At 65.5% G+C, this 26,206-nt stretch carries 23 protein-coding genes and 1 riboswitch; of the genes, 12 read left to right on the forward strand and 11 right to left on the reverse strand.

Annotated elements, in window-relative coordinates; translation table 11 throughout:
• From AB4M76_RS07950 to AB4M76_RS07990, 9 genes are all read right to left on the reverse strand, one after another.
• The gene (locus tag AB4M76_RS07950; protein ID WP_368441276.1) at positions 1–963 is read right to left on the reverse strand and encodes a ThiF family adenylyltransferase; all 963 of its coding nucleotides are present in this window, start codon (positions 961–963) and stop codon (positions 1–3) included.
• Positions 960–1,556: a thiamine phosphate synthase gene (locus AB4M76_RS07955; protein WP_368441277.1), complete on the reverse strand. Its 597-nt coding sequence runs from the start codon at positions 1,554–1,556 to the stop codon at positions 960–962. Before AB4M76_RS07955 ends, AB4M76_RS07950 begins: the two co-directional genes overlap by 4 nt.
• Complete coding sequence (locus tag AB4M76_RS07960; RefSeq protein ID WP_368441278.1) at positions 1,553–2,314, reverse strand: thiazole synthase; 762 nt, start codon at positions 2,312–2,314, stop codon at positions 1,553–1,555. The genes AB4M76_RS07955 and AB4M76_RS07960 overlap by 4 nt, the downstream gene beginning before the upstream one ends.
• 3 nt (positions 2,315–2,317) lie before the next feature.
• Positions 2,318–2,515, reverse strand: a complete 198-nt coding sequence (thiS, locus tag AB4M76_RS07965) for a sulfur carrier protein ThiS (protein ID WP_368441279.1) — start codon at positions 2,513–2,515, stop codon at positions 2,318–2,320.
• The gene (locus AB4M76_RS07970) at positions 2,505–3,485 is read right to left on the reverse strand and encodes an FAD-dependent oxidoreductase (protein ID WP_368441280.1); all 981 of its coding nucleotides are present in this window, start codon (positions 3,483–3,485) and stop codon (positions 2,505–2,507) included. Before AB4M76_RS07970 ends, thiS begins: the two co-directional genes overlap by 11 nt.
• Positions 3,478–4,281 carry a bifunctional hydroxymethylpyrimidine kinase/phosphomethylpyrimidine kinase gene (thiD, locus tag AB4M76_RS07975; RefSeq protein ID WP_368441281.1) on the reverse strand — a complete coding sequence of 268 codons (804 nt, stop codon included), beginning with the start codon at positions 4,279–4,281 and terminating at the stop codon, positions 3,478–3,480. Before thiD ends, AB4M76_RS07970 begins: the two co-directional genes overlap by 8 nt.
• 67 nt (positions 4,282–4,348) lie before the next feature.
• Positions 4,349–4,445, reverse strand: a riboswitch (TPP riboswitch).
• A gap of 111 nt (positions 4,446–4,556) precedes the next feature.
• Positions 4,557–7,886 (reverse strand): error-prone DNA polymerase, encoded by a 3,330-nt coding sequence (locus AB4M76_RS07980; protein WP_368441282.1) that lies wholly within the window; start codon positions 7,884–7,886, stop codon positions 4,557–4,559.
• Complete coding sequence (locus AB4M76_RS07985; protein WP_368442402.1) at positions 7,886–9,373, reverse strand: DNA polymerase Y family protein; 1,488 nt, start codon at positions 9,371–9,373, stop codon at positions 7,886–7,888. The genes AB4M76_RS07980 and AB4M76_RS07985 overlap by 1 nt, the downstream gene beginning before the upstream one ends.
• Positions 9,321–10,055: an ImuA family protein gene (locus AB4M76_RS07990; RefSeq protein WP_368441283.1), complete on the reverse strand. Its 735-nt coding sequence runs from the start codon at positions 10,053–10,055 to the stop codon at positions 9,321–9,323. The genes AB4M76_RS07985 and AB4M76_RS07990 overlap by 53 nt, the downstream gene beginning before the upstream one ends.
• A gap of 147 nt (positions 10,056–10,202) precedes the next feature.
• Here AB4M76_RS07990 and AB4M76_RS07995 point away from each other — a divergent pair, with 147 nt between their 5' ends.
• On the forward strand, positions 10,203–10,841 hold the full coding sequence (locus AB4M76_RS07995; protein WP_368441284.1) for an SOS response-associated peptidase: 639 nt from the start codon (positions 10,203–10,205) through the stop codon (positions 10,839–10,841).
• On the opposite strand, the gene AB4M76_RS08000 is transcribed toward AB4M76_RS07995, so the two are convergent.
• Entirely contained in the window at positions 10,838–12,268 is a 1,431-nt protein-coding gene (locus AB4M76_RS08000; RefSeq protein ID WP_368441285.1) for a UdgX family uracil-DNA binding protein, read from the reverse strand. The two genes, AB4M76_RS07995 and AB4M76_RS08000, sit on opposite strands and share 4 nt — an antisense overlap.
• Entirely contained in the window at positions 12,268–13,503 is a 1,236-nt protein-coding gene (locus AB4M76_RS08005) for a putative DNA modification/repair radical SAM protein (RefSeq protein ID WP_368441286.1), read from the reverse strand. The genes AB4M76_RS08000 and AB4M76_RS08005 overlap by 1 nt, the downstream gene beginning before the upstream one ends.
• A gap of 747 nt (positions 13,504–14,250) precedes the next feature.
• Between AB4M76_RS08005 and dctP the strand changes: the two genes are divergently transcribed.
• From dctP to AB4M76_RS08060, 11 genes are all read left to right on the forward strand, one after another.
• A complete protein-coding gene (gene dctP, locus AB4M76_RS08010) occupies positions 14,251–14,703 on the forward strand; it encodes a TRAP transporter substrate-binding protein DctP (RefSeq protein ID WP_368441288.1) in 453 nt (150 codons plus the stop codon).
• 7 nt (positions 14,704–14,710) lie between these two features.
• Entirely contained in the window at positions 14,711–15,205 is a 495-nt protein-coding gene (locus tag AB4M76_RS08015) for a TRAP transporter small permease (RefSeq protein WP_368441289.1), read from the forward strand.
• Positions 15,206–15,218: 13 nt separating this feature from the next.
• Complete coding sequence (locus AB4M76_RS08020) at positions 15,219–16,523, forward strand: TRAP transporter large permease subunit (protein ID WP_368441290.1); 1,305 nt, start codon at positions 15,219–15,221, stop codon at positions 16,521–16,523.
• A gap of 119 nt (positions 16,524–16,642) precedes the next feature.
• Positions 16,643–18,163 carry a malonyl-CoA synthase gene (locus AB4M76_RS08025; RefSeq protein WP_368441291.1) on the forward strand — a complete coding sequence of 507 codons (1,521 nt, stop codon included), beginning with the start codon at positions 16,643–16,645 and terminating at the stop codon, positions 18,161–18,163.
• 189 nt (positions 18,164–18,352) lie between these two features.
• Positions 18,353–21,211 carry a monovalent cation/H+ antiporter subunit A gene (locus tag AB4M76_RS08030; protein WP_368441292.1) on the forward strand — a complete coding sequence of 953 codons (2,859 nt, stop codon included), beginning with the start codon at positions 18,353–18,355 and terminating at the stop codon, positions 21,209–21,211.
• A gap of 1 nt (position 21,212) precedes the next feature.
• Complete coding sequence (locus AB4M76_RS08035; protein ID WP_368441293.1) at positions 21,213–21,560, forward strand: Na+/H+ antiporter subunit C; 348 nt, start codon at positions 21,213–21,215, stop codon at positions 21,558–21,560.
• On the forward strand, positions 21,557–23,101 hold the full coding sequence (locus tag AB4M76_RS08040) for a monovalent cation/H+ antiporter subunit D (protein ID WP_368441294.1): 1,545 nt from the start codon (positions 21,557–21,559) through the stop codon (positions 23,099–23,101). The genes AB4M76_RS08035 and AB4M76_RS08040 overlap by 4 nt, the downstream gene beginning before the upstream one ends.
• A 1-nt stretch (position 23,102) precedes the next feature.
• Positions 23,103–23,603 (forward strand): Na+/H+ antiporter subunit E, encoded by a 501-nt coding sequence (locus tag AB4M76_RS08045; RefSeq protein ID WP_368441295.1) that lies wholly within the window; start codon positions 23,103–23,105, stop codon positions 23,601–23,603.
• The gene (locus AB4M76_RS08050; protein ID WP_368441296.1) at positions 23,600–23,887 is read left to right on the forward strand and encodes a K+/H+ antiporter subunit F; all 288 of its coding nucleotides are present in this window, start codon (positions 23,600–23,602) and stop codon (positions 23,885–23,887) included. Before AB4M76_RS08045 ends, AB4M76_RS08050 begins: the two co-directional genes overlap by 4 nt.
• A complete protein-coding gene (locus tag AB4M76_RS08055) occupies positions 23,884–24,279 on the forward strand; it encodes a Na+/H+ antiporter subunit G (RefSeq protein ID WP_368441297.1) in 396 nt (131 codons plus the stop codon). The genes AB4M76_RS08050 and AB4M76_RS08055 overlap by 4 nt, the downstream gene beginning before the upstream one ends.
• A 165-nt stretch (positions 24,280–24,444) precedes the next feature.
• Positions 24,445–26,085, forward strand: coding sequence for a caspase family protein (locus AB4M76_RS08060; RefSeq protein WP_368441298.1), 1,641 nt, complete (start codon positions 24,445–24,447; stop codon positions 26,083–26,085).
• Positions 26,086–26,206: the final 121 nt, after the last annotated feature.

A 26,206-nucleotide genomic window follows, 5' to 3' on the forward strand; every position in this document is an offset into this window, starting at 1 on the left:
TCAGACGCCGGGCAGGGCCAGCAGGGCGATATCACCCGGCCAGCGGGGGCCGAGGCTCTGCGCCGCGTGATGGGCGCGCAGCCCGGTGCGGCAGGCCAGCACGATGCGCGACGTGTCGGGGGGGATGCGCAGCTCATCCAGCGCATCAGGCGGGACATGGCGCGCCTCTGCGCAGAAGGGGGCGGGGGCCTCGGCCCGCAGGTCGATGACCAGATCGCGCGGGGTGATCTGGCTCTGCGCGATGAAGCGCGCCGGGGGCGGCGGTTCGGGCGCGGCGTCGAAACGAAAGCGGGACATGCGCCATGTCGCGGCGTTCCAGATCATCATCAACCCCAGAGGCGATGGCGCATGGTCCAGCAGGACCGAGAGTGTCATCTGCGCCTGCATCGCGCCAAGGGTTGCCACCACCGGTCCCAAGACCCCCGCCGTCTCGCAGGTCGCCGCCGACTGCGGCAGGTCGGAAAAGACCGCCCGCAGCGACGGCGCAGCGGCGCAGAACCCGCCGACATAGCCCGAAAGCCCGAGGGCCGAGGCCGAGATCAGGGGTTTGCCTGCCGCCAAGGCTTCGTCCGACAGGGTGAGGCTGGCGGCGAAAGTGTCGGCGCAGTCGAGGACGATATCGCAGCCCGCAATCAATTCGGGCGCATTGGCCGGGGTGAGCCATTCGGCGCGGGGGGTGACGGTGACTTCGGGGTTCAGCGCCGCCATTGCATCGGCAGCCGCGCTGACCTTGGGCCGGCCGACATCATCCATTCGGTAAAGCGGCTGGCGGTGCAGGTTGCTTACCGCCACCACGTCACCGTCAACCAGCGTGATCTGCCCCACGCCAGCCCCCACAAGATATTGCAACACCGGCACCGCCAGCGCTCCGGCCCCCACAACCAGCACCCGCGCCGCCGCCAGCCGTGCTTGGCCCTCGACGCCCACTTCCGGCAGGATGGTCTGGCGGGCATAGCGGCTCATGCCGTCACCTTGAGCCAGTCGCGCATCCGGGCATCGGGGTCGGGGTTCAGCGTGATATCTGTCACCGCCGCCACCGTATCGGCCCCCGCAGCAAAAGCCCCCGGCGCGCGGGCGGGTGTCATGCCGCCGATGGCGCAAAGCGGGATATCCCCGATCCGCGCCTTCCATTCGGTCAGCCGGTCAAGCCCCTGTTCGGTCCATTTCATCTTTTTCAGGATGGTCGGATAGACGGGACCAAGGGCGATGTAATCGGGGGCGAGAGCCAGCGCGCGGTCAAGTTCGGCGTGGTCATGGGTCGACAGGCCCAGCTTCAGACCCGCCCGGCGGATCGCGGGAATGTCGGCCACCTCCAAATCCTCTTGCCCCAGATGCAGCCAGTCGGCCCCCAGTTCAATCGCCAGTTCCCAATGGTCATTCACCACCAAGAGCGCGCCGTGCTGGCGACAGAGGTCCAAAGCGGTGGTAATCTCGGTCCGCAGCACCTCTTCCGGCGCGCCCTTGATGCGCAGCTGCACCAGCTTCACGCCCAAGGGCACCGCCCGCGCAATCCATGCAGCACTATCGAAAACGGGGTAGAAACGCGGCAGCATCATAGCCAAGCCTTTCCGATCACGGGGGTGGAGGGCACGGCCATATCGCGCTGGCCCATGGGGCCGGAGGCGGCGGCAAGCGCGCCGGCGCGGCAGGCCTGTGCAAAGGCTTCGGCCATGGCCACGGGGTCGCGGGCCTCGGCCACGGCGGTATTCAGCAGCACCGCGTCAAACCCCATCTCCAACGCCTGCGCGGCATGGCTGGGCAGGCCGAGGCCCGCATCGATCACCATGGCCACATCGGGAAAGGCCGCCCGCAGATTGCGCAGCCCGTGCAAGTTGTTCAGCCCCAGCCCCGACCCAATCGGTGCGCCCCAAGGCATCAGCACCCGGCAGCCCGCATCGACCAGCCGCGCGGCCAGCACCTGATCCTCGGTGGTATAGGGGAAGACCTCGAACCCATCGGCACAAAGCGCCTCGGCGGCCTCGACCAACCCGAAAGGATCGGGTTGCAGCGTGTCGGCATGGCCGATCACCTCCAGCTTGATCCAATTGGTGCCGAAATACTCCCGCGCCATCTGCGCCGTGGTGATCGCCTCCCGCGCGGAATGGCAGCCGGCGGTATTGGGCAGCAGATGCACGTCCAGCCCGCGCACCATGTCCCAAAACGCCTGTCCCGCGCCCTGTTCGCGGCGCAGGGAAACCGTGGCGACCGGCGCGGCGCTTTGACGGAATGCGGCCTCCATCACCGCGGGCGACGGGTAGCGCGCGGTGCCCAGCATCAGCGGCAGGGGCAGGGCGGTGCCGTAGAAATCGCGCATCGCTCAGCCCCCCTGCATGGCGCTGAGCACTTCGAGCCGGTCACCGTCGCGGAGCATCGTCTCGCCCCGCGCGCCTGCGGGGACGAAACTGCCGTTGAGCGCCGTGGCGACTTTCGCAGCGCCCCAGCCAAGCTCTGCCAAGGCTGCGTCAAGCTGCGCTGCGGTGACCTCACGCGTCTCGCCGTTCACTTCAATCTTCACGGAATAAATCCCCCGTTGTCGCTGTTGCTAGAAACTCTGCCGCCTGTTCCGCCAGAGTGGGTGCCATGAGAAAGCCGTGCCGGAACAATCCGTTAAGGTGCAGCACCGCGCCGCGTTGCACGATGCCGGGTAGGTTGTCGGCAAAGGCGGGGCGCAGGTCGGCGCCCATCTCGATGATCTCGCCTTCGGCAAAGCGCGGGTCGAGCGCATAGGCCGCCGAAAGCAGTTCCAGCGCCGAGCGAGCGGTCATTCTGGCGCGGCTGGCGCTTTCGATCTGGGTGGCGCCCAGCATGTAGACCCCGTCACCACGCGGCACGACGTAGAGCGGGTGGCGCGGGTGCAGCAGGCGGATCGGGCGGGTGAGGGCAATCTCGGGCGCGCGCAGCAGGATCATCTCACCGCGCACCGCGCGCAGACCGGGCAGCGCGTCGCTTGCGGCCATGCCGCGGCAGTCGATCACCGGGCCTGTGATCTTCGATGGGGCGAGGGTCGTGGTCTCGACCTCCACCCCTTGGGCGGCGAGCACCTGGGTCAGATCATGCAAGGCTTGGCGCGGGGTCAGATGCGCCTCCTCGGCAAAGAACAACCCGCGCCGGTGACGCCCGGCGAGATCCGGCTCACACACTGCAATGGCCTCGGCATCGCAGGAGCTATGGCCCTCGGTCCGGGCGGCGAAGCGCTGCAATTCCGCCCGGTCCCGCTCGGGGGCGAGAACCAGCGTGCCCCTGTGAGTGACCTCGGTGACCTCCCCCCACAGCGCCGCGGCACGCCGCCCGTGGGTCACCACGGCAGGCTCGCTCACCGCCCCTTCGCAAAAGGGCGCCAGCATACCGCCCGCCCACCACGAACAGCCATGCGGCCCGGGCGTGCCTTTGCGGTCGACGAGCCTTGGCCGCAGCCCCTGCGCCAGACAGGCCCGTGCGGCCCAGAGTCCCGCAACCCCTGCGCCGATGATGGTGACGTCACTCATGGGACCAAACGCCGTGAAAATGATGTACCGGCCCGTGGCCATGGCCGATGTTGAGGGCATCCGCCGCGGCAATGGCGCGTTGCAGATAGGCATGGGCGGCCTCCGCGGCCTGCGGTAAAGGCAGAGCTCGCGCCAGCCCGGCGGCGATGGCGGCAGAGAGCGTGCAGCCGGTGCCGTGGGTGTTCGCGGTCTGCTGGCGGGGCGCGGAAAGGCGGAGGGTTTCGTCCTCTGAGATCAGCAGATCGACACAGGTCTCGCCCTTGCCATGGCCGCCCTTCATCAGCACTGCGCGGGGGCCGAGCGAGAGAAGCGCGCGGCCCTGTGCCAGCATCGTAGCCTCGTCGGTGGCTTCTGCCCCGTCCAGCAGCCGTGCGGCCTCGGGCAGGTTCGGCGTCAGCACATGGGCGCGGGGCAGCATCCGGTCGCGCAATGTCGCAACCGCTTCAGCTGAGAGCAGCGCATCGCCGGATTTCGCCACCATCACCGGGTCGAGCACGACGGGCGCGGCGCAATCCGTCAGCCCATCGGCCACGGCATTGATCGTCTCAGGATCGCCCAACATGCCGATCTTGACCGCGCCGATGGCCAGATCGTCAAAGACCGCTGCCATCTGTGCGCGGATCATCTCGGGCGCGATCATCGCAACCCCGGTCACCGCGCGGGTGTTCTGCGCGGTCACGGCGGTGAGCACGCTGGCGCCGTAAACGCCAAGCGCGCTGAAGGTCTTCAGATCGGCCTGAATGCCCGCCCCGCCGCCGCTGTCGGACCCCGCAATCGTCAGTGCTTGAAACGCCATATGGCCCCCATTCGTCAGATGGGCCAAGGGCATGGGGATACGGGGGTAAACGATCGCCCACAGGGGGCCGATGCTTGCTTCCGTTCCCTACGCCGGTACGACCCGGATCAGGTTCGATGGGTCGGTTTTCACCTCTCAGCCTTGCGGCACCCCAACGGATTGCCGGCAGGCTAGCGAGGGGCGCTCATAGGGTCAACAGCAGTTGGTGGAATTATTTATTATTGATTTATTTCAGTGGTATGTGGCTCGAACCTCATGCATCACATGAGGATTCATTAATGAAAATCCCGCGATTTCGGGATCACCCGCGTATCGCGCGGATGGCTATGCATCGCCACCTGACCGGGCAGCGGATGGGTCGGGTGATCGCCCCGCGTGGTGATCCCCGGCATCGGTGCCTCCGATAGCGACGCAAGCCTGTCGGAACGGTCCTCCAGCCGGTCGGCCACCACATGGATCACCCGCCCGTCGGTCTGCACACGCCCCTCCACGACCAGCAGCCGCGCGGCCATGATCGTGGGGCGGTAGAGCTTGAACATATTGGGCCAGATCACGAGGTTGGCGACCCCGCATTCATCCTCCAGCGTGATGAAACAGACGCCCTTGGCGCTGCCCGGTTTTTGGCGCACCAGCACCAGCCCGGCGAGTTTCACCCGCCGCCCATGCCCCATGCGCGCGAGGTCCCGGGCTGAGGAAAACCCCTGTGCGGCGAGGCTGGCACGGTAGAAGGACATCGGATGCGCCTTCAGCGAGAGTCGCAAGGTTTGGTAATCGGCCACGACCTGTTCGGCCTTCGGCATCACTGGCAAATGCACCTCCGGCTCCGGCCCTTGGGCGGCGGCTTCGGCATGGTCAAAGATCGGCAAGGCAGGCGCATCGCGCAGCCCCTGCGCCTGCCAGAGCGCTTGGCGCCGGTCGATCCCCATGCTCCGCATCGTGTCGGCGGCGGCGAGCTGGCGGATCGCCTTGGCGTCCAGCCCCGCGCGGCTCTTGAGGTCTTCGACATCCACAAACGGCGTCTCGCGCCGGTCCATGATCCGCGCGGCGGCTTTCTCCTGCAGCCCGTCCACCATGCGCAGCCCCAGCCGCAGGGCGAAGCCCTCGCCGCAGGGCTCCAAAGTGCAGTTCCAGTCCGAGAGGTTCACGTCCACGGGACGCACCTCGACCTGATGTTCCCGCGCGTCGCGCACGATCTGCGCCGGCGCGTAAAACCCCATCGGCTGCGAGTTCAGCAGCGCGCAGGCGAAGGCCGCCGGGTAATGGCATTTCATCCATGAGGAGACATAGACCAGCTTCGCGAAACTCGCCGCATGGCTTTCGGGAAAACCGTATTCGCCGAACCCCTTGATCTGGTCGAAGCAGCGCTGCGCGAAGACCGGATCATAGCCGCGTTTGGTCATGCGGCCCACCATCTTGTCCTGTAGCTTCTCGATCGTCCCACGCGAGCGGAAGGTGGCCATGGCCTTGCGCAGCTCATTGGCCTCGGTCGGGGAAAACTGTGCCGCGTCGATGGAGATTTTCATCGCCTGTTCCTGAAAGATCGGCACGCCCAGGGTCCGGCTGAGGATGCTGAACAGCTCATCCTGCGGATAGGCCGGGCCGGGGGCGGGGTAGACGACGCTTTCCTGCCCCTGACGGCGGCGCAGATAGGGGTGGACCATGTCGCCCTGAATGGGGCCGGGGCGGACGATGGCGACCTCGATCACCAGATCGTAGAAGACGCGGGGCCGCAGTTTCGGCAGCATCGCCATCTGCGCACGGCTTTCGACCTGAAAGACGCCAAGGCTGTCGCCCCGGCAGAGCATGTCGTAGGTGGGCCGCCCGGTGGCGTCGTCCTCGTGATCCTCCACCGGGACCGTGGCCAGTTCCAGCGGGCGGTCGTAATGCGCCTCGATCAGGTCGAAGCATTTGGCGATACAGGTCAGCATGCCGAGGGCCAGAATATCGACCTTGAAGATTTGCAACGCGTCGATGTCGTCCTTGTCCCATTCGATGAAACTGCGCTCGGGCATGGCGCCGTTGCCGATGGGCACGATCTCGGTCAGGGGGCGTTCGGTCAGGATGAAGCCGCCGACGTGTTGGCTGAGGTGCCGCGGCATGCCGATCATCTGGCTGGCCAGTTTCAGCACCATGCGCAGATAGGGGTCCGAGAGGTCCAGCCCCGCCTCGCGGGCGCGGGCGTCGTCCATCTCGCCTTCGAAACTGCCCCAGATCGTGCCCGCGAGTTTCGAGGTCACGTCTTCGGACAGCCCCATCGCCTTGCCGACCTCGCGGATGGCCGAGCGCGGGCGGTAGTGGATCACCGTGGCACAGAGCCCGGCGCGGTGGCGACCATATTTACCGTACATATACTGGATGACTTCCTCGCGGCGCTCATGTTCGAAATCGACGTCGATGTCGGGCGGCTCGTCGCGTTCTTCGCTAAGGAAGCGCTCGAAGAGCAGGTCATGCACCGCCGGGTCGACCGAGGTGATGCCGAGGCAGAAACAGACCGCCGAATTGGCCGCCGAGCCGCGCCCCTGACAGAGGATCGGCGGCTGCGCTTCTTCGCGGGCGAAGCGGACGATGTCGTAGATGGTCAGGAAATAGCGGGCGATCTTCTTGGTTTCGATCAGGGCGAACTCCTTCTCGATGGTCTTTTTCACCGTCTCGGGCACGCCCTGCGGGTAGCGCCGCGCGGCACCCTCCCATGTGAGCCGCGCCAGTTCCGCCATCGGGCTGCGGCCCTCGGGGACGATCTCATGCGGGTATTCATAGGCCAGATCGGTGAGGCGGAAGGTGATGCGGTCCGCCAGACGACGCGTCGCGGCGATGGCATGGGGCCAGTCGGCAAAGAGACGGGCCATGGCCTCAGGCGATTTCAGATGCCGTTCGGCGTTGGCGGCCAGCAGATAGCCCGCCTTGGGCACGATCACGCCTTCGCGGATCGCTACCATCACGTCCTGCAGGGGCCGCCGGTGGCGCGCGTGGTAGAGCACGTCATTGGTCGCCATGAGCGTCAGCCCATGGGCGCGGGCCAGCGCGTCGAGCCGGTTGATCCGGGCGCGATCGTCGCCGCGGTAGAGGAAGCTCGCCCCCAGATATCGCATGTCCGGCAGGGCCTTGATCAGACGCGGCAGACCGGCGGCGAAGACCTCGAGGTTCTCTTGCGGCATGACGATGAGGTGCAGCCCTTCGGCATGTTGCGCCAGCATTTCCAGCGTCAAATGGGTCTCGCCCTTTTGCTGCCATTCGCCATCGACCGATTGCATCTTGCCCGCCGAGAGCAGCGTCGAGAGCCTTGCATAGGCGGCGCGGTCCTGCGGGTAGGCGAGGATCTCGGTCCCGCAGAGCAGCACCAGACGGGCGCCGATCAGGGGGCGGATATGGGCCTTCTCGGCCTCCATATGCAGCCGCACCACGCCCGCCAGCGTGTTGTGATCGGCGATGCCGATACTGTCGTAGTCATGGTAATGCGCCGTCTCGACCAGATCGACGGCATCCGAGGCGGCGCGGAGGAAGGAAAAACAGCTCGCCAGCCCGAACTCGACATAGTCCGCGCGGGGTGGGGCGGTGAACCCGTCTTCGCCCAAGGTGCGGCGCTTATGTCCCTCCTGCTCGGGCATCAGGCGAATATCCCATGCAGGAACCAGCGCGGCTCGGCGCCGCGGCCATCGTGGATCACCCCCTCGCGGTAGAGCCAGAAGCGTTGGCCGCCCTCGACCTCGACCTTGTAGTAATCGCGCAGACGGGTGCCGGGGCGGTCGCGCCACCATTCGGGGGCGATCCGTTCGGGGCCGGCGTGGCGCGTGGTTTTGTAGGTCACGCGCCGCCAGTTGAACTGCGAGGGCGGGCCTTCGGGCACGGCGTAGATCACGCGGACCTCCTCGGGCGGGGTCAAGAGGCGCAGGGGGCGTTCGCGCAGCAGGGTGGGGGCGGCGGCGGGGGTGCCTTGCAGGGCGTCGACGCGCTGCTCCACCCGTTCGGGTTTGTGGGTCTCGCGCCAAGCGGGCCAACTCACTTTGTCGCTGCCCAGTTTGGCCCCCAGACGGTCAAGCAGCCCGGCCACATCCGCCGAAGGGTCGCGCTTGCCGTCGAGGTGGTCTTGGATCAGCGGCAGCGGCTCGCTGGCCAGCGCCTCCAGCGTCAGCAGGTCGAAGCCGAAGCCGCTGTCGATATTCTCCAGCTTGCCGTCGAAAAGCCGGCGCAGATGCGCGGCGTCGCGGCTGGCGCGGGCGGTGGCGACGTCGAGGCCGCGCCAATCGCCGTCGATGCGGTAGACCGTCAACCGCAGCCGCCGCGCGCCCAGCTCGGCCCGGGCCAGTTGCGCGCAGAGGTCCGCGACCAGCGCGGGCAGATGCGGGGCGGGGTCGAGCACCGGTTCGGGCAGGCGGCTGCGGGCCATGAAATGGCGGCGGTCAGGCGGGGCGTTGAGCGGGTCGGGGGCTTGGCCAAGCGCTTTGTCGAGCAGGATCAGCGGGTTGCGATCGGGCTTCAGGCTGGCAAAGCGGCGCATGAGGGCGGCGCGGGGCAGATCGGAGAGCGCGCCGATGGTTTTGAGGCCGAGCCGGTCCAAGAGCCGCGTGGTCTGCGCGTCGAGCCGCAGGGCGGCGACGGGCAGGGGGGCGAGGGCGGTGGCCACATCATCGGAGGTGCAGATCTGCGCGCCAGAGCCGAAGCGCGCCAGCGCCTGCGCGGCGCCGGGGGTGGGGGCCATGGCGCAGCGCGCGGTCAGGCCTTGCAGGGCGAAACGGCTGCGGATGTCGCGCAGCATCGCCGCCTCGCCGCCGAAGAGATGCGTGCAGCCGGTGACGTCCAAGAGCAACCCATGGTCCTGATCCCGCGCCGTCCAGGGGCACCAGCGCCGCGCCCAATGCACCAGCCGTTGGATCAGCGCTTCGTCACCCTCCAGATCGGCAGACTCGACATGCAGATCGGGGTGGATGGCCTGCACATCGACCACCCGCGCGCCCGCCTCGATGCCGCGGGCGCGGGCGGCGGTGCTCAGCCCATGGACCACCGGTCCATGCGTCCCGTCGCGCGACAGGACGACGGGCACCTCATCGCCGGGAACGCTGCGGTATTGGCTGATCACCCGGCGCCAGCGCTCCATCGTCAGGTCGGGGAACCAGACGGAGACGATCCGCTGCGCGGGGGCTTTGTCGCTTGTCGGGCTCATGGTCGGCCACCCATCGGCCGGGGGCATGGCCGCGCGCGCGAAACAGCTCCAGATCCCACCGCGCGGCACCCGGTGCCTGTGGATCGTCGGGATGCGCCTGCGAGGGTAGAGACGCGATGCGCCAACGCATCCGCGCCGCACTCAGGCCCCCCGGATCGCCGCTGCGGATGAGGTAGAGCGGCACGCCCGAGGCTTCGGCCCGGAGCGACAGCCGCTTGGTGGCAGTGAAATCCAACACCTCCGGCCCGCCATGCACCTCGCCCACCACGGCTGAAAGACCCGCGCAGGCCGCGCCTTCCTCCATCGTCCAGAGCACGTCGCGCGGATGGCTGGCGGTGACCAGAAGCACCGGTTGCTCCAACCCGAAAGCCGCGAGGCTGGGCGTATAGGGCGCGCCGTTCTCGCGCCGCGACAGGAAGTCCTGCACCCAAAGCACCGGCCCCTTGCCGCGCGGCAGCAGCGACAGCACGAAGCCACTGGCCGGAGCACTGGCAAAGGCCTGCGGAAAGACATCCGTGAGCGGCGCATGCGTCGCCAGAACCCCCGGTTCGGGGGGTGGTGACGGCCTGCGCCGCGGCAGGGTAAGGACCTGCCCATATGTAGAATCGGTTGTCATGCACGACTCCATATGTTCACATTTTGTTCTATTTATAAACGATGAACTGCGCTGCTGTCAAAGATTTGAGCGGTGCGGCGAAGCCCTTGCCGGGGCGCGGAAAAACCGCATCTAATAAGCCGACGATGGCGGCAAGGGGGCCAACCGATGTGCAATCTTTATTCCCTGACCAAGGGGCAGGACGCGATCCGCGGCTGGTTCGACGGGATCGAGGACCAAGCGGGCAATCTGCCGCCAATGCCCGGGATCTACCCCGATTACCCGGCCCCGGTGGTGCGCAGCAGCGACAGCGGCCCGGTCCTGCAGATGATGCGGTGGGGGATGCCGTCCCCGGCCTTCGCGCTGAAGGGCAAGAAGACCGACCGCGGCGTCACCAACATCCGCAACATCGCCTCACCGCATTGGCGGCGCTGGCTGGGGCCTGCGCACCGCTGCGTCGTGCCCTTCACTAGTTTTTCCGAGCCGCTGAACCGACCCAGGGAACGCTCGCGCCCGATCTGGTTCGCGCTTGGCGAGGACCGCCCGCTGGCCTTCTTCGCAGGCGTCTGGACGCAATGGACCTCCGTCCGCAAGCTGAAGGACGGGGAGACCACCGATAACCTCTATGGCTTTCTGACCACCGAGGCCAATGCCGAGGTCGGGGCCGTGCACCCCAAGGCGATGCCGGTGATCCTCACCACGCCTGACGAGGTGCAGACCTGGCTCAGCGCCGAAACCGCCGATCTGCCCGCGCTGCAACGTCCGCTGCCCGACGGTGCCTTGCAGGTCATCGACCCTGAGGATTAAGCCGCCTCCACCATCATCCGCGCCGCCATCGCGAGGTCCGAGCGGAACTGCGCCTCGGCCTCCTCGCGCACGCGGGGATCGGGCACGCGCAAGAGGTAGGAGGGGTGCAGGGTGATCAGCACCGGGATGCCTTCCGGCCCCGCCTCGATCGTGCCGCGGCGTTTCAGGATGCCCGTGCCCTTGCCGGTGAGACTCTGCGCCGCGGTGGCGCCCATGGCGAGGATGAGCTTGGGCTGCACCTGCGCCACCTCGGCATTCATCCACCAGCGGCACTGGTCGATCTCGGGCGTCTCGGGGCGCTGGTGGATGCGGCGCTTGCCGCGGGCGGTGAATTTGAAATGTTTGACGGCATTGGTAACGAAGGCCGCCTCGCGATCCAGCCCCGCTTCCCCGGCGATGCGGTCGAACATCTGCCCCGCCGGCCCGACGAAGGGGCGACCCGCCAGATCTTCCTGATCGCCGGGCTGTTCGCCCACCACCATCAGATCGGCGTCGCGCGGCCCTTCGCCCGGCACGGCTTGGGTCGCGTGGCAATGCAGCGGGCAGCGGGTGCAGGCGCGGATCGCGGCGGGGAGTTCCTCCATCGGGCCGTCCCAGGCGGATGAGAAGGCCGAAAGCTGCGCCTGCACGCGGTCCATCCGGACGGGCGGCAGGGTCGGCGCGGCCTCCGCCATGGCGCGGGCGCGGGCGGGGGCTTCGGCGATCATCTGGGGGATGAAGGCGGCCTCGGGCATGTTCTTCCAGTATTTCTTGGGCATCTCGGATTGCATCGCCTTCACCATCAGGCGGGCGGGGTTAAAGATGTTCTGGAAGTAGGTGATCCAGAGCTGCTCGCCCGCGTCCTCGGGCAGATCGGGTTTGGTGTGGCCCTCCTGGAAGGTGAGTTTGCCATTCTCGAAGATCGCCGAGACATCCGGCGTGAGGATGCGCCAGTCCATGTCGGAAAACCGCCGCACGAAGAAATCCGCCGTGGGCTCCACCGTGTGATGGGTGGGCTCGAACCATGCCGCGAAACTGCGGCGCGGGGCGTTGGGGTCGCCGATCTCGCGGAAGCGGACGAAGGCCTTCATCTTATGCTGGCAGCGGCGGACGTTCTTCTCCATCCCGCGCAGCAGAGCGAGGTCGGCATCGCCGCGGTCGGACATCAGATGCGGCGCGTCTTTCACACGCCAGAGGAAGGCGTAGAGCCGGGCGAACCGCTCGGGATCGCTGTGCCAGACCGCCGTCTCGGCCATCGACACGAAGCTGCGCGGCACGGCGGTGCGGCCCTTGGTAGCTGGCGCGGCTTCCCCGCCGAAAAGATCGGGAGCGGCGGCATGATCGCCCCAGAGGATATCCTCGGGCGGGACGCCCGCAGCGAGGAAGCCTCGCGCCGCCTCGCGCCATGCCTTGGCGGTGCCGATGGGGGGCAGGGAGACGCGATGCATCAGAACAGGGTCAATTGCTCGGGCGGCGGCGCGAAACGCGCGCGCAGATCGGCGCTGTCGGTGAGGCCCCCGGGGGACCAGCCGCCCGCGGTGACAAAGGCGCGGGCCTTTTTCATCGAGGCGCCCATGCGGGTGAGGTCTTCGTAGCGCAGGGCGCGATGGCGGCGGGCGGCGAGGATGCGGTTGACGGTCTTCACGCCGAACCCCGGCACCCGCAGCAGCATCTCCCGGCTGGCGCGGTTCACATCCAGCGGGAAATGCTCGCGGTGCACCAGTGCCCAAGCGAGTTTCGGGTCGACCTCCAGATCGAGATTGCCGTCGCGGGTGACGGAGGTGATCTCGTCCAGTTGAAAGTCGTAGAAGCGCAGCAGCCAATCGGCCTGATAGAGCCGGTGCTCGCGCTGCAGGGGCGGGCGGATCAGCGGCAGTTTCGACGAACTGTCGGGGATCGGGGAAAAGGCCGAATAATAGACCCGCTTCAGCTTGTAGCTGGAGTAAAGCCGCGTCGATTGGCCCAGCACCGTGGCATCGTTCGATCCATCCGCGCCGATGATCATCTGCGTCGACTGGCCCGCGGGCGCGAACCGCGGCGGGCGTTTGCCGGTGAAGGATTTATCTTTGCTAGCGTCCTTGGTCATCCGCACATTGGCCATGGCGCGGCGGATCTGCTCGGGCTTTTTCTCGGGCGCATATTGCTGCACCGCGCTGTCGGTGGGCAGCTCCACATTGATCGACAGACGGTCCGCCAGACGGCCCGCTTCCTCGATCAACTCAGGGGAGGCGTCGGGGATCGTCTTGAGGTGGATGTAACCGCGAAAATTCTCCTCCTGCCGCAGTTTGCGGGCGATCTGGACCATGTCCGACATGGTGGCATCGGGCGAGCGGATCACCCCCGACGACAGAAACAGCCCTTCGATATAGTTGCGACGGTAGAATTCGATGGTGAGCTTCACCACCTCGCCTACGCTGAAGCGGGCGCGTTCTACGTTGGAAGAGACCCGGTTGATGCAATAGCTGCAATCGTAGATGCAGAAATTGGTCATCAGGATCTTCAGCAGGCTGATGCACCGCCCGTCGGGGGCGTAGGCGTGGCAGATGCCGCTGCCTTCGTTGGAGCCCAAGCCCTTGCCATCGCGCGAGTCGCGTTTGGTCGAGCCGGAAGAGGCGCAGGAGGCGTCGTATTTCGCCGCATCGCTGAGAATCGCCAGTTTTTGATCGAGTGTCTGTTTTGCCATGCGTTCTATATATGTTCTCGCAGAGGCGGTGTCATTAAACTATCTTAATGCCGCGACAATCTGCGCATGGTTCCGCCCGTGACGAGGCGCGGGGAGGGGCGAGAGTTTAAATTGACGGATGCCGAAACTGCCGCTACGAATTACATGCAGATACATATTATGCATATGCATACGAGGGCACCGGGGCGGAGATCACGGGCTTTTCAATCAACCGGGAGGACAGACTATGAAAACAACAACCACGCTCAGCGCGGCGCTTTTTGCCGCGAGCACCATCGCCATGACGGCCCCTGCGCAGGCCGAAGAAGTCACCCTGCGCGCCGTCTCGGCCTTTACCCTCGGCACCGCCTTCAGCCGTGAGTTTGAATCCTTTGTCGAATGGGTCAACGACAATGGCAAAGGCGTTGTGCAGATCAATCTGGTCGGCGGGCCGGAGGCCGTGCCGCCTTTCGAGCTCGGCAATGCCGTGCAGTCGGGCGTCGTCGATATCGCCAATAACACCACCGCCTACTATCCCAACCTGCTGCCCACGGGCGATGCGTTACATCTGGCGGAAAACACCATTCAGGAGCAGCCGCGAGAATGGCTGTTACGAGCTGGTCGACCGCATTCACCAAGAGCAGATGAACGTCAAGTACCTTGGCCATGGCGGCGATGGGATCGGCTATCACCTCTATCTGACCCAACCGGTCGAGGGGCCGGATCTGAGCGGTCTGACCATCCCGCACCACGCCGGTCTATCAGGCGATGTTCACGCAGCTGGGGGCCAACCTCGTGCGCACCGCGCCGGGCGAAGTCTATAGCGCCTTGGAACGCGGGGCGATTGACGGCTATGGCTGGCCTTCGCAGGGGGTGCTGGATCTGGGTTGGGACGAGCAGACCAAATACCGCGTCGATCCAAGCTTTTACAATGTCGATGTGAACCTGCTGGTGAACCTCGACACATGGAACGGGCTGACGGATGAGCAGCGGGCCAAGCTTGAGGAGGGCGCGGCCTGGATGGAAGAGCTGAACCACGACAATGCCGCGCGCAACAAGGCGGAATATGCCGCACAGGCCGAGGCCGGGATCGAGACCATCACCTTTGGTGAGGCCGATGCCGAGACCTGGACCAATGCCGCGCGGGACGCGGGCTGGGCCGCGGTGGCGGAGGTCGACGCCGATCTTGCGCAGGAAATGCGCGCTTGCATGACCAAGTAATCGCCTGATGATCTCAACATTGTTTGACCGGACACTCCGGGGGCTGGCCGTTCTTTCGGCCGGTATCCTCGGGGTGATCGCGGTGTTTATCGCCCTCAACGTGGTGCTGCGCAATCTTGGCCTGCCGGTGATCTATGGGGCGCTGGATGCCATCCAATATGCGCTGATGATCGCCACTTTCCTCGGCGCGCCCTGGGTGCTCTCCATCGGCGGCCATGTGAAAGTTGACCTGATCACCGGTGCGCTGCAGCCCCGGACGAGCCAGATCCTGACCCGCATCACCAGCGCCATCGGCGCGGTGACGGCGGGGGTGCTCGGCTGGTACGGGCTGCAGGCGGTGCTGGCTTCGGCCGCGCGCGGTTCGATGATCCGCACCTCTTTCGTGATCCCCGAGTGGTGGATGCTGGCCTTTGTGCCGCTGTCGCTGGCGCTTTGCACGATCATCTTTATCCGACGCCTGCTCTACCCGGAAACGGCTGAGCGCAGCCTGAGTGGTCTTTGACATGGATTGGGCCTTGATCCTGACCCTGATGCTGGGCGGTCTGGCGGTTCTGCTGCTGATCGGCCTGCCGGTCGCCTTTGCCTTTATCGCCGTGACCACCGTGGGCGCCTATTTCGTGCTGGGCGGCGAGCGCGGCATTCTGCAACTGGCGCGCAACTCAGCACAGTCCGTCGCGAATTTCCAGCTTGCCCCGATACCGCTGTTCATCCTGATGGGGGAGATCCTGTTTCAGACCGGGGTCGCGCATCGCGCCATTGACGCCATCGAGCGCGTGGTGACGCGTATTCCGGGGCGCATGTCGGTGGTGACGATCTTTGGCGGGACGATCTTTGCCGCCCTCTCGGGCTCGACCATCGCCAATACCGCGATGCTGGGCGGCACGCTGCTGCCGGGGATGCTGAAACGCGGCTATCACCCCTCGATGGCGATGGGGCCGATCATGGCCTCTGGCGCGATTGCCATGCTGATCCCGCCCTCGGCGCTGGCGGTGCTGGTGGGCTCGCTTGCGGGCATCTCCATCGCCGGTCTGCTGATCGCAGGCGTGCTGCCGGCGCTGCTGCTGGCGCTGCTGTTCGTGGCCTATGTGGTGGGGCGGAGCCTGCTGGACCCGAAGGTGGCGCCGCCGGATGTCTATGAGGAAATGTCCCTGCGCGCGCGTTGGACGCCCTTCGTGATCTATGTGCTGCCGCTCTCGGTACTCTTTGCCGTGGTCATAGGCTCGCTGCTCATGGGCATCGCCACCCCTACCGAGAGCGCCGCGCTTGGCAGTATCACAGCCGTGATCATCGGTGCGGCCTACCGGTCGCTGAGCTGGGCCAAGATGGGCAAGGCGCTGATGGAGACGCTGAAGCTGTCGGTGATGATCCTCTTTATCATCGCGGCCAGCCAGACCTTCGCGCAGGTGCTAAGCTTTTCGGGCGCCACCAACGGGTTGATCAACGCGATCAACAGCTTTGACCCGACGCCGCTGATGGTGCTTCTGGGGATGATTGCGATCCTGCTGTTTCTGGGCTGTTTCATCGATCAGGTCTCGATGCTCATGGTCACGGTCCCGGTCTTCGTGCCGCTGGCGAATGCCATGGGGATCAATGAGCTGGTCCTTGGCGTCGTCTATCTGCTGACCATGGAGATCGGCCTGCTGACGCCGCCCTTCGGGCTTTTGCTCTTCGTCATGCGCGGCGTCGCCCCGCCGGAGATCCGGATGCCGCAGATCTATGCGGCGGTCATGCCCTTCCTGCTGATCAAGCTTTTCGTGCTGGCGCTGATCGTGGCGCTGCCTGCCATCGCCACATGGATGCCGGGGCTGATGGGGCGCTAAGATCATGGCCGGGGCCGCATTTGGGCCCCGGTCGCACCCGGCTTGCATGTCGGGCCGATATTGGCTTTGTCATCTGCAAGGGGCCACGCGCCCGAGGCAGAGATTGAGGAGCACCCGGGATGGCAAACCCCCTTTATGACCAATTGTTCGGCTGTCACGCTGGCAAGACCACACCGTTCCTGCATCTGCCGGATGGGGTGACGCTGACCCATGCGGGGTTCGTTGCCCGCGCGGCGCGGTTCGCCAATGTCCTGCGCGCTATGGGGATCGCGCCCGGCGACCGATTGGCGGTGCAGATCGACAAATCCCCCGATGCGCTGGCCGTCTATGCCGCCTGCGCCCAAGCGGGGGTGATCTTCCTGCCGCTGAACCCGGCCTATACCGCGGAGGAGATCCGCTATTTCGTGACCGACAGCGGCGCTGCGGCCTTTGTCTGCCAGCCCGCGCGGCGTGAGGAGATGGCGCCGGTGGCCAAAGCGGCAGGCACGCGGCTGGAAACATTGGGGGCAGAAGGCGAGGGCAGTCTCGCCGCGCAGGCCGATGCGGCCGACGACAGTTTCACCACCGCCGAGCGCAGCGCCGATGACCTTGCCGCCTTCCTCTATACCTCCGGCACCACCGGGCGCTCGAAAGGCGCGATGCTGACGCAGGGCAACCTTCTGTCGAACGCGCAGACGCTTGTGGACCTGTGGCAATTCACCTCGAACGATGTGCTGCTGCACGCGCTGCCGATCTTCCACACCCATGGGCTTTTCGTGGCGACCAATGTGACGCTGGTCGCGGGCGGCGCGATGGTCTTTCTACCCAAGCTCGACATCGACCAGTTGATCGCGCATATGCCGCAGGCCACCGCGATGATGGGCGTGCCGACCTTTTACACAAGGCTTTTGGACGACGCCCGTTTCACCCGCGATGTGGCGGCCAATATGCGGCTCTTCATCTCCGGCTCCGCCCCGCTGCTGGCCGAGACCCATGCCGCCTTCGAAGACCGCAGCGGCCACCGTATCCTTGAGCGCTACGGCATGACCGAGACCAATATGAACACCTCCAACCCCTATGACGGCGAGCGCCGGGCAGGGACCGTGGGCCTGCCGCTGCCGGATGTGGAATTGAAGATCACCGACCCCGAGACCGGAAAGATCCTGCCCGATGGCGAGATCGGCAGCATCGAAGTGCGGGGCCCGAATGTCTTCAAAGGCTATTGGCAGATGCCCGAGAAGACCGCCCAGGAGCTGCGCGCCGACGGGTTCTTTATCACCGGCGATCTGGGGCATCGCGATGCGGATGGCTATGTCACCATCGTCGGGCGCGACAAGGATCTGATCATCTCGGGCGGCTATAACATCTACCCCAAGGAGGTCGAACTGCTGCTCGACGACCAGCCCGGCGTGCTGGAAAGCGCGGTCATCGGCGTGCCGCATCCCGATTTTGGCGAAAGCGTGGTGGCGGTGCTGGTCGCGCGGCGGGGCGCGGAGCCGGACCTTGAGCAGATCACCGCGGATCTGGGCGCGTCGCTGGCAAAGTTCAAACAGCCGCGCAGGTTGATCGTCTTGCCGGAATTGCCGCGCAATACGATGGGCAAGGTGCAAAAGAACGTGCTGCGCGAGACCTATGCGGATCTGTTCCAGCCGCGGGCCTAGGCCCCTTTCGCGATGTGACCCTGGGGGGCCAATCCCCCGGACCCCCCGAAGTAATTTCGGCCAGAAAGAGCAGGGGCAGGGGGCGCGGGGCTGCGACAATCTGGTCGCAAACGCCCGGTTTCGCTTGAGGTGCCGGAAAAATTTCTCCAGAAGGTGACCACCTTTCCGTCCGCCAGATCAGGAGTTCGCGTGTCCCTCTTCCTCATCGTTGCCCTGCCCTTTCTGGGGGCCTTGCTGCCCGGACTGATGAATTCTGCGGGCCGTCAGGCCTGTGCCGGTGTCACCTTTATGGTCAGTCTGGCCGCGCTGGTGGGCTTGCTCACACATCTGCCGGCGGTGCTGGCAGGGGAGTTGGTGACCGCGCGGGTGGATTGGATCCCGGTTCTGGGGCTGAACCTGACGCTGATGCTGGATGGGCTGGGGTTCTTCTTTGCCTCTCTGATCCTCGGCATCGGGTTGTTGATCATCGCCTATGCGCGCTCTTACCTGTCGCGCGATGACCATATGGGTGAGTTTTTCACCTATCTGCTGCTGTTCCAAGGCGCGATGGTCGGCATCGTGTTGAGCGACAACGTCTTGGTCCTGCTGATTTTCTGGGAGCTGACCTCACTCTCGTCCTTCCTGTTGATCGGCTATTGGAAACATCTGCCCGAAGGCCGCCAAGGCGCGCGGATGGCCCTGACCGTCACCGGCATGGGCGGGCTTGCGATGATCGGTGGCATGCTGCTGCTGGGGCAGATCGTCGGCAGCTATGACCTGAGCGTGATCCTGAAGAACCGCGAGTTGATCCAGGCCTCGCCGCTCTATCTGCCCGCGCTGATCCTCATCCTGCTGGGCTGTTTCACCAAATCCGCGCAATTCCCCTTCCACTTCTGGCTGCCCCACGCCATGGCAGCACCGACGCCGGTCTCGGCCTATCTGCACTCTGCCACGATGGTGAAGGCGGGGATCTTCCTGATGGCGCGGATGTGGCCGGTGCTTTCGGGCACGCCGGAATGGTTTGTCATCGTCACCACGGCGGGGCTGATCACCATGGTGCTGGGCGCGGTGATTGCGCTGTTTAAACATGACCTGAAGGCGCTGCTGGCCTTTTCCACCGTCAGCCACCTTGGCCTGATCACCATGCTTCTGGGCACCGGCACCGCCTTTGGCGCAATGGCGGCGGTGTTTCACATTCTGAACCACGCGAGTTTCAAGGCCGCGCTCTTTATGTCGGCGGGGATCGTGGACCACGCGGTGCACACCCGTGACATCCGTCGTTTGGGCGGGCTGCGGCGTCTGATGCCGGTGACCTTTGTGATCGCCACGCTGGCGGCGCTGTCGATGGCGGGGATTCCGCTGCTGAACGGTTTCCTGTCGAAAGAGATGATGCTGGAAGAGACGCTGAACACCACGCTTTTCGACATTCCGTGGCTGGTGGCTGGGCTGGCGGTGCTGGGCTCGCTGTTCTCGGCGGCCTATAGTTTCCGCCTCATTGGCCATACGTTCCTTGGCAAAGTGCGCGACGATTACCCCGACCATCCGCATGACCCCAAACCCGGGCTTTGGTTGCCGCCGGCGCTGCTGATCATTCCCGTGGTGGTGATCGGCGTGGCGCCTTTCCTCGTGCAGGATTTCGTGTTCCTGATTGCGCGGTCGGTGATCGGCGGCGTGGCCGAGCTGGAGGTCAAATACATCAAGATCTGGCACGGGCTGGTGCCGGCGCTTTATATGTCGATCGTCGCGGTGCTGGGCGGTCTGGTCCTGCTGGCGCTTTTCACCCCGCTGCTGCGGCTGTGGGATGCCGCGCCCCGGCCTGAGGCCAAGCGCATCTTTGACCGGATCATCGCGGCCTCTGTCGGCCTGTCGCGCGCGCTGGCGCTGCGGCTGCACAATGGCGCCTTCTCGCGCTATGCAGCGATCATGGCGGTGACGGTGGTGGCGGTGGGCTACTACGCCTGGGCCACCGGCACCGTCGGGGCCGCGACCCGTGCGATGCAGCCGACCAATGCGGTGCAGATCGCGGGCTGGCTGATGCTGGTGGCGGCGGCCTGCGGGCTGGTTTTCCTGCACCGCAACCGCCTGTTGTCGCTGATCCTCATCGGCATCGTCGGGCTGATCGTCTCGGCCGGTTTCGTCTTCTTCAGCGCGCCCGATCTGGCGATGACGCAGCTCACCGTCGAAGTGGTGACGATCATCCTGCTGCTTCTGGCGCTGAACTTCCTGCCCAACCGCACGCCCATCGAAAGCACCGTCCTGCGCCGCAGCCGCGATGTGGTGATCTCGGTCGGGGGCGGGCTCGCGACCATGGCGCTCTCCTATCACTATCTGCTGCGCGACACGGTGGCGCCGAGCATTTCCGAATTCCACCTCGCCAACTCCTACAAGGGCGGCGGCGGCACCAATGTGGTCAACGTGATCCTCGTCGATTTCCGGGGTTTTGACACCTATGGCGAGATCATCGTGCTCGGCATCGCCGCCCTGCTGATCTACGCGCTGACCGAGACGCTGCTCTCAGGCCCGGTGCGCGCGCGGCTGCTGAACCGCAAGCCGGACCAACCCCGGGCAGGGGACCGGCACCCGATGATGATGGTGGTGATGACCCGCGTGATCATGCCGCTGGTGCTGATGGTGGGTTTCTACATCTTCCTGCGCGGCCATAACGAGCCGGGCGGGGGCTTCATCGCCGGTCTGATCGTCTCGATCGCGGTGGTGATGCAATATATGGCCAGCGGCTTTGCCTGGGCCTCGGCGCGGCTGCGCTACCCGTACCACGGGATCATCGGCGCCGGCGTGCTGATCGCGGGGCTGACGGGCATTGGCTCCTGGTTCTTCAATAAACCTTTCCTGACCTCGGATTTCACCTATGTGCGCATTCCGCCTTTCTACAAATTCGAACTGGCCACGGCGGCGCTCTTTGACCTTGGGGTCTTCCTCGCGGTGGTCGGCGCGGTGATGCTGACGCTTGAAAGCTTCTCGCGTCTTGCCCGCCGCGCCCATGTGCCGGAGGCCGAACACCCGATGGACATCGACCCATCCCGCGAAGACACCCCCAAGGCGGAGGCATAACATGGAACTTCTCGTCGCTTCTGCCATTGGCATTCTCACCGCCTCTGGCCTCTATCTCGTGCTGCGGTTGCGGAGCTTTCCGGTGATCATGGGCACCTCGCTGCTGACCTATGCGGTGAATGTGTTTCTCTTCGCCTCGGGCCGCCTGACCGTGGGCGCGCCGCCGATCCTGACGGATGCCGCGCGCTATACCGATCCGCTGCCCCAGGCGCTGGTGCTGACCGCCATCGTGATCTCATTCGGCATGACCGCCGTGGTGGTGATGGTGGCACTTGGCGCTTATCTGGGGGGCAATGACGATCACGTCGATGATCTGATCCCCGCCGCCGATGCGGAGGACCGCACATGATCCATTGGCTGATCCTGCCCATCGTGCTGCCTGCCTTCCTTGCCCCTTTCATCGTGCTGGCGGCGCGCTATCACATCACCATCCAGCGGGTGTTTTCGCTCTTCGGGGCTGCGGCGCTGGTCGTCGTGGGGCTGGGCCTCTCGATCGAGGCGGCAAGCGGCGAAGTCATGCTCTACCGTCTCAGCGATTGGGCCGCGCCCTTTGGCATCGTGCTGGTGGGGGACCGTCTGTCGACGCTGATGGTGACGCTGACGGCGGTGCTGGCGCTTTTCGTGCTGCTCTATGTCATCGGGTCGAAATGGGACGAACGCGGGCGCCATTTTCATGCGCTGTTTCAGTTCCAGCTCATGGGCATCATGGGCGCTTTCCTGACCGGCGACCTTTTCAACCTCTTTGTGTTTTTCGAAGTGCTGCTGATCGCCTCCTACGGGCTGATGATCCACGCAGGTGGCACGGTGCGGCTGCGGGCAGGGGTGCAATATGTGCTCTATAACCTCTTGGGCTCGACGCTGTTCCTCTTTGCCCTGGGCGCGATCTATGCCGAGACCGGAACGCTCAACATGGCCGATCTGGCGCAGCGTGTGGCACTGATCGATCTGGGCGAGACGGTGGGCATTCGCATCGCCGCCGTGCTGCTCTTGATGGTTTTCGCGATCAAGGCCGCCGTGGTGCCGCTGCATTTCTGGCTGCCGTCGAGCTATGCCGAAGCGCCCGGCCCGGTGGCGGCGCTGTTCGCGATCATGACCAAGGTCGGCGCCTATGCGATCATCCGGGTCTATACGCTGATCTTTCCGCCCGATCTGGCGGTGACCGCTGATCTGCACAGCACATGGCTGCTGCCTGCGGCGCTGGTGTCGCTGGCGCTCGGCATGGTGGGGGTGCTGGCGGCGAAAAAGCTGGACCGTCTGGTGGCCTTCTCGGTCATCGGCTCGATGGGCATGGTGATGGTGGCGATTGCGCTCTTCACCCCTGCGGGGATCGCCGCCGCGCTCTATTACATCGTGCATTCGACGCTGGCCGCCGGGGCCCTGTTCCTGCTCTGCGATCTGGTGCGGGCTGGGCGGGCGAACCTTGACCTCACCGCCCAGCCCCAGGTGGCGGGGGCGCGGCTGACCTCGGCGATGTTCTTCGTGGCCGCAATTGCCATGGTCGGCGTGCCGCCGCTGTCGGGCTTTGTGGGCAAGCTGTTGATCATGGATGCCGCCGTGCAGAACCCCTATATGGCGTGGGTCTGGGCCGTGATCCTGGGCGCGAGCCTGCTCAGCCTCGTGGGCTTTGGCCGGGCCGGTAGCACGGTGTTCTGGAAAGCCCGCGCGGTGGAAGCCGGGGAAGACACCCCCCCCGCCGCGGCCCCGGCTGTGCTATGCTATGTCGGTGTCGGCGGTCTGCTGACCCTGCTTGTGCTCCATACGCTGCTGGCCGGCCCGGCGACGGCCTATGCCACGGCGATGTCGAAACAGCTGTTTGGCCCGGAGCGCTATCTGACCACGGTGCTGGAGACCCCCGGCAAACTCTCGGACGGCAAAGAGGAGGCCCATTGACATGATGCGACCAATCCGCTGGCTTTTGCCGCACCCGTTTTTGACCATTCTGCTCACCCTTGTCTGGATCTTGCTGCAAAACAAGCTGAGCGCCGGGATGCTGGTCTTTGGCCTGATCCTTGGCATCGTGATCCCGATCCTGACCGCGCGCTGGTGGACCGACCGGCCGCAAGGGATCCGCCCGCTGCGCATGATCGCCTATGTCTTCATCGTGCTGTGGGATATTATCATTGCCAATATTCAGGTGGCCTGGATCATCCTGACCAAATCCAACGCCAGCATGAAACCCGACTGGGTCGTGATTCCGCTGGACCTGAAAGAGCCGGAAGCCATCAGCATTCTGGCCGGCACCATCACCCTGACCCCCGGCACCGTCTCGGCGGACCTGTCCGATTGCGGGCGCTACCTGCTGGTTCACGCGCTCGACACCGACGACCCGGAGGCCGTGCGCGATGAGATCAAAGACCGTTATGAACGCCGCCTGAAGGAGATTTTCCTGTGACCCAAGCGAGTGAATTTCTCACCCTGTCGCTCTATGCCGCGCTGGTCTTCGTGGCCATTGCACAGTTCATGGCGATGATCCGGCTCTGGATCGGCCCCGGCACCGGGGACCGTATTCTGGCGCTCGATACGATGTTCATCAATGCGATCGGTCTGATCGTGCTCATCGGGCTGCTGCAGGGCACGCAGATCTATTTCGAGGCGGCGCTGATCATCGCCATGTTGGGCTTTGTCTCGACCGTGGCCTACGCCCGCTTTGTCCTGCGCGGAGATATCATCGAATGAGCTTTGAGATTATCGCCACCTATGCCGTTGCCGTGCTCTTGCTGATCGGCAGTTTCTTTATCATCGTGGCAAGCATCGGCCTGCTCAAGCTCAACGATCCGATGACCCGCCTGCATGCGCCGACCAAGGCCGGGACGCTGGGGATCGGGGCCTATCTTCTGGCCGCGATGATCTATTCTTTCGTGGGGGGCGAAGGCTCGCTGCATGAGTTGCTCATCATGGGCTTTATCTTTGTCACCGCGCCGGTCTCGGCAAACTTCATGGCCAAGGCCAATATCCACCGCCGGGATTGCAAGCCGCAGCCCCCCGCCTTGCCGGATGGTGACATGTGGGCCACGCTGAATGTGCCCGAGGAAGACCGCGAGATCGAGGAGACCGCGCGTCACACCTGACCCGCGCCGGCACCGCGTTCAGATCAAGCAATGACAGACGGCCGGGGGAAACCTCGGCCGAATTGCTTTGTGCAAATGGTGGAAACCCTTGGGCAATATCATAGGTTAACTTTTGACCGGGCAGAAATGCCCCCGCCGCCGCGCGAGAATGAAAGGAGCCCGCCTATGCGTTTTGCCTCGATCATATTGCTTTGCTGCCTGCCCTTCGTGGCCTTGGCGCAGGAGCGTGCGGCGCTGGTGATTGGCATTGGCGACTATGCGCAGGCGCCAGACCTTGACGGGCCACGCCGCGATGCGCGGGCCTTTGGCGCGGCGCTGGAGGATCTGGGGTTTGAGGTGACCACGCTGATCGACAGCCCGGGTGCCACGCTGAAACAGGCACTGTCCGATTTTGCCTTTCGCGCCGAGACCGCCGAGATGGCGGTGATCTACTATGCCGGCCATCAGCTGTCGGCAGGCGGGGAAAACTACCTGATCCCCACAGATGGCCCCTTGGCCCCGGCAGCGGCCCTGCGCGACGCGGGCGTGGCACTGCCGCGCGTGCTGCGCGCGGCGGGCAAGGCGCGGCAGATGCGGCTGGTGATCCTCGACAATTGCCACGCCGCGCCTGTGGCCAGCGCCGCCCCGCTGAGCCCGCCCGCGCCGCGCGACGGCACGCTGGTTCTGACCGCGGGCGGTACGGCGGCCTGTGACAGCGGCGCAGAGGGGCCGGGGGTTTTTGTCGAGGCGCTGATCGAGGCGTTCACGCAGCCGGATGTCGAGATTTCGGTGATGCTGGATGCGCTGCGCGCCGATCTGCGCAGCCGCAGCGGCGGCGATCTTGCCCTGCGCCGGTTTGGCGACCTAGAGGTCACGCCCTACTTCCTTGCCCCCAGTGAAGACGCCGGGCCGCCCTCCCGGATCGACAGCGACCCGCGCCGCCAGTGGTCGGCCTTGGATGAGAGGCAGGGGGCCGTGCTCATGGCCTTGGCGCGGCAAGGCGATGCGCGGGCCTTGCTGGCGTCGGCCTATCTGCGGCTGGACCCGGATGATCCCCGCTACGACCCGGACGCCGCCGCCACCGATCTGGCCGATGCGGCTGAGGCTGGCTCTCCCGAGGCGCGCTACCTATTGGCGCAGCTCTATGAAGAGGGCACCGGGGTCACGCAGGACGCAGACCGGGCTTTGACGCTTTATGAAGAGGCGGCGGCAGAGGGCTATGCCCCGGCGTTGAACGATTTGGGCTTTATCTATCTGCAAGGCGAATTGGGGCAGGCGGCGGATGCGGATCTGGCGCGCGACTACTTCCGCCGCGCCGCCGACCGGCGCCACCCGGCGGCGATGTTCAACTATGCCGCGATGATTGACGACGGCAAGGTGCCGGAGCGCGGCGCGCCGGATGCTGCGCTTTATCTCTACCGCGCTCTGCGGGGCGGGGATGCGACGCTCTTGGACCTGATGGTCGACGAGCCGGGCCTGTTCAACAGCGAGACCCGCAAGGCTTTGCAGCGCAAACTGGCGCAGAACGGGTTCTATGATGGGGCGATCGACGGCGACTATGGCCCTGGCACCCAGGCGGGGATCAGGGCGGCCTATGGCGGCGCCGCCGCCTCTGCGGCTGCGCTGGCCGAGGCCGGGCAAGAGGATGAAACCGCCGCTGCGGGGGCCGCAGACCCCGCCGCCGACGGGGCGGATACAGCTGATGCGATGCCCGCAGAGCCCGCCCCCGACGCCGCCGCGCCACCGTCAGCCGACGCCACGCCAGAGCCCGGCGCCGATGAAAACGTCACGCCGGTTTTGCGCCCGCCGCAGGCCCGGCGGGAGTGATCTGAGCAAAACTATTGGTATTGGCCCATGGGCTGCTTTAGATTGGCACCATTAATCCGGTTGCAATATCGGGGCTGATGCTTTTTGATTGGCCCATCAGTCAATAAAAACTTCTCTGGGG

Origin of the sequence: Sulfitobacter sp. PS-8MA (genome assembly GCF_040933935.1) — a bacterium.
Classification (GTDB): Bacteria; Pseudomonadota; Alphaproteobacteria; order Rhodobacterales; family Rhodobacteraceae; genus Sulfitobacter.

Bases quoted from the DNA above. Each gene is read 5' to 3' on its own strand.
- AB4M76_RS07970 (WP_368441280.1), bottom strand. From the start codon at position 3,485: ATGAGTGACGTCACCATCATCGGCGCAGGGGTTGCGGGACTCTGGGCC.
- AB4M76_RS08025 (WP_368441291.1), top strand. From the start codon at position 16,643: ATGGCAAACCCCCTTTATGACCAATTGTTCGGCTGTCACGCTGGCAAG.
- AB4M76_RS08035 (WP_368441293.1), top strand. From the start codon at position 21,213: ATGGAACTTCTCGTCGCTTCTGCCATTGGCATTCTCACCGCCTCTGGC.
- AB4M76_RS07995 (WP_368441284.1), top strand. From the start codon at position 10,203: ATGTGCAATCTTTATTCCCTGACCAAGGGGCAGGACGCGATCCGCGGC.
- AB4M76_RS07980 (WP_368441282.1), bottom strand. From the start codon at position 7,886: ATGCCCGAGCAGGAGGGACATAAGCGCCGCACCTTGGGCGAAGACGGG.
- AB4M76_RS08040 (WP_368441294.1), top strand. From the start codon at position 21,557: ATGATCCATTGGCTGATCCTGCCCATCGTGCTGCCTGCCTTCCTTGCC.
- AB4M76_RS08015 (WP_368441289.1), top strand. From the start codon at position 14,711: ATGATCTCAACATTGTTTGACCGGACACTCCGGGGGCTGGCCGTTCTT.
- AB4M76_RS07955 (WP_368441277.1), bottom strand. From the start codon at position 1,556: ATGATGCTGCCGCGTTTCTACCCCGTTTTCGATAGTGCTGCATGGATT.
- AB4M76_RS07950 (WP_368441276.1), bottom strand. From the start codon at position 963: ATGAGCCGCTATGCCCGCCAGACCATCCTGCCGGAAGTGGGCGTCGAG.
- AB4M76_RS08045 (WP_368441295.1), top strand. From the start codon at position 23,103: ATGATGCGACCAATCCGCTGGCTTTTGCCGCACCCGTTTTTGACCATT.
- AB4M76_RS08055 (WP_368441297.1), top strand. From the start codon at position 23,884: ATGAGCTTTGAGATTATCGCCACCTATGCCGTTGCCGTGCTCTTGCTG.
- AB4M76_RS08060 (WP_368441298.1), top strand. From the start codon at position 24,445: ATGCGTTTTGCCTCGATCATATTGCTTTGCTGCCTGCCCTTCGTGGCC.
- AB4M76_RS08005 (WP_368441286.1), bottom strand. From the start codon at position 13,503: ATGGCAAAACAGACACTCGATCAAAAACTGGCGATTCTCAGCGATGCG.
- AB4M76_RS08000 (WP_368441285.1), bottom strand. From the start codon at position 12,268: ATGCATCGCGTCTCCCTGCCCCCCATCGGCACCGCCAAGGCATGGCGC.
- AB4M76_RS07960 (WP_368441278.1), bottom strand. From the start codon at position 2,314: ATGCGCGATTTCTACGGCACCGCCCTGCCCCTGCCGCTGATGCTGGGC.
- AB4M76_RS07985 (WP_368442402.1), bottom strand. From the start codon at position 9,373: ATGGAGCGCTGGCGCCGGGTGATCAGCCAATACCGCAGCGTTCCCGGC.
- thiD (WP_368441281.1), bottom strand. From the start codon at position 4,281: ATGGCGTTTCAAGCACTGACGATTGCGGGGTCCGACAGCGGCGGCGGG.
- dctP (WP_368441288.1), top strand. From the start codon at position 14,251: ATGTTCACGCAGCTGGGGGCCAACCTCGTGCGCACCGCGCCGGGCGAA.
- AB4M76_RS07990 (WP_368441283.1), bottom strand. From the start codon at position 10,055: ATGACAACCGATTCTACATATGGGCAGGTCCTTACCCTGCCGCGGCGC.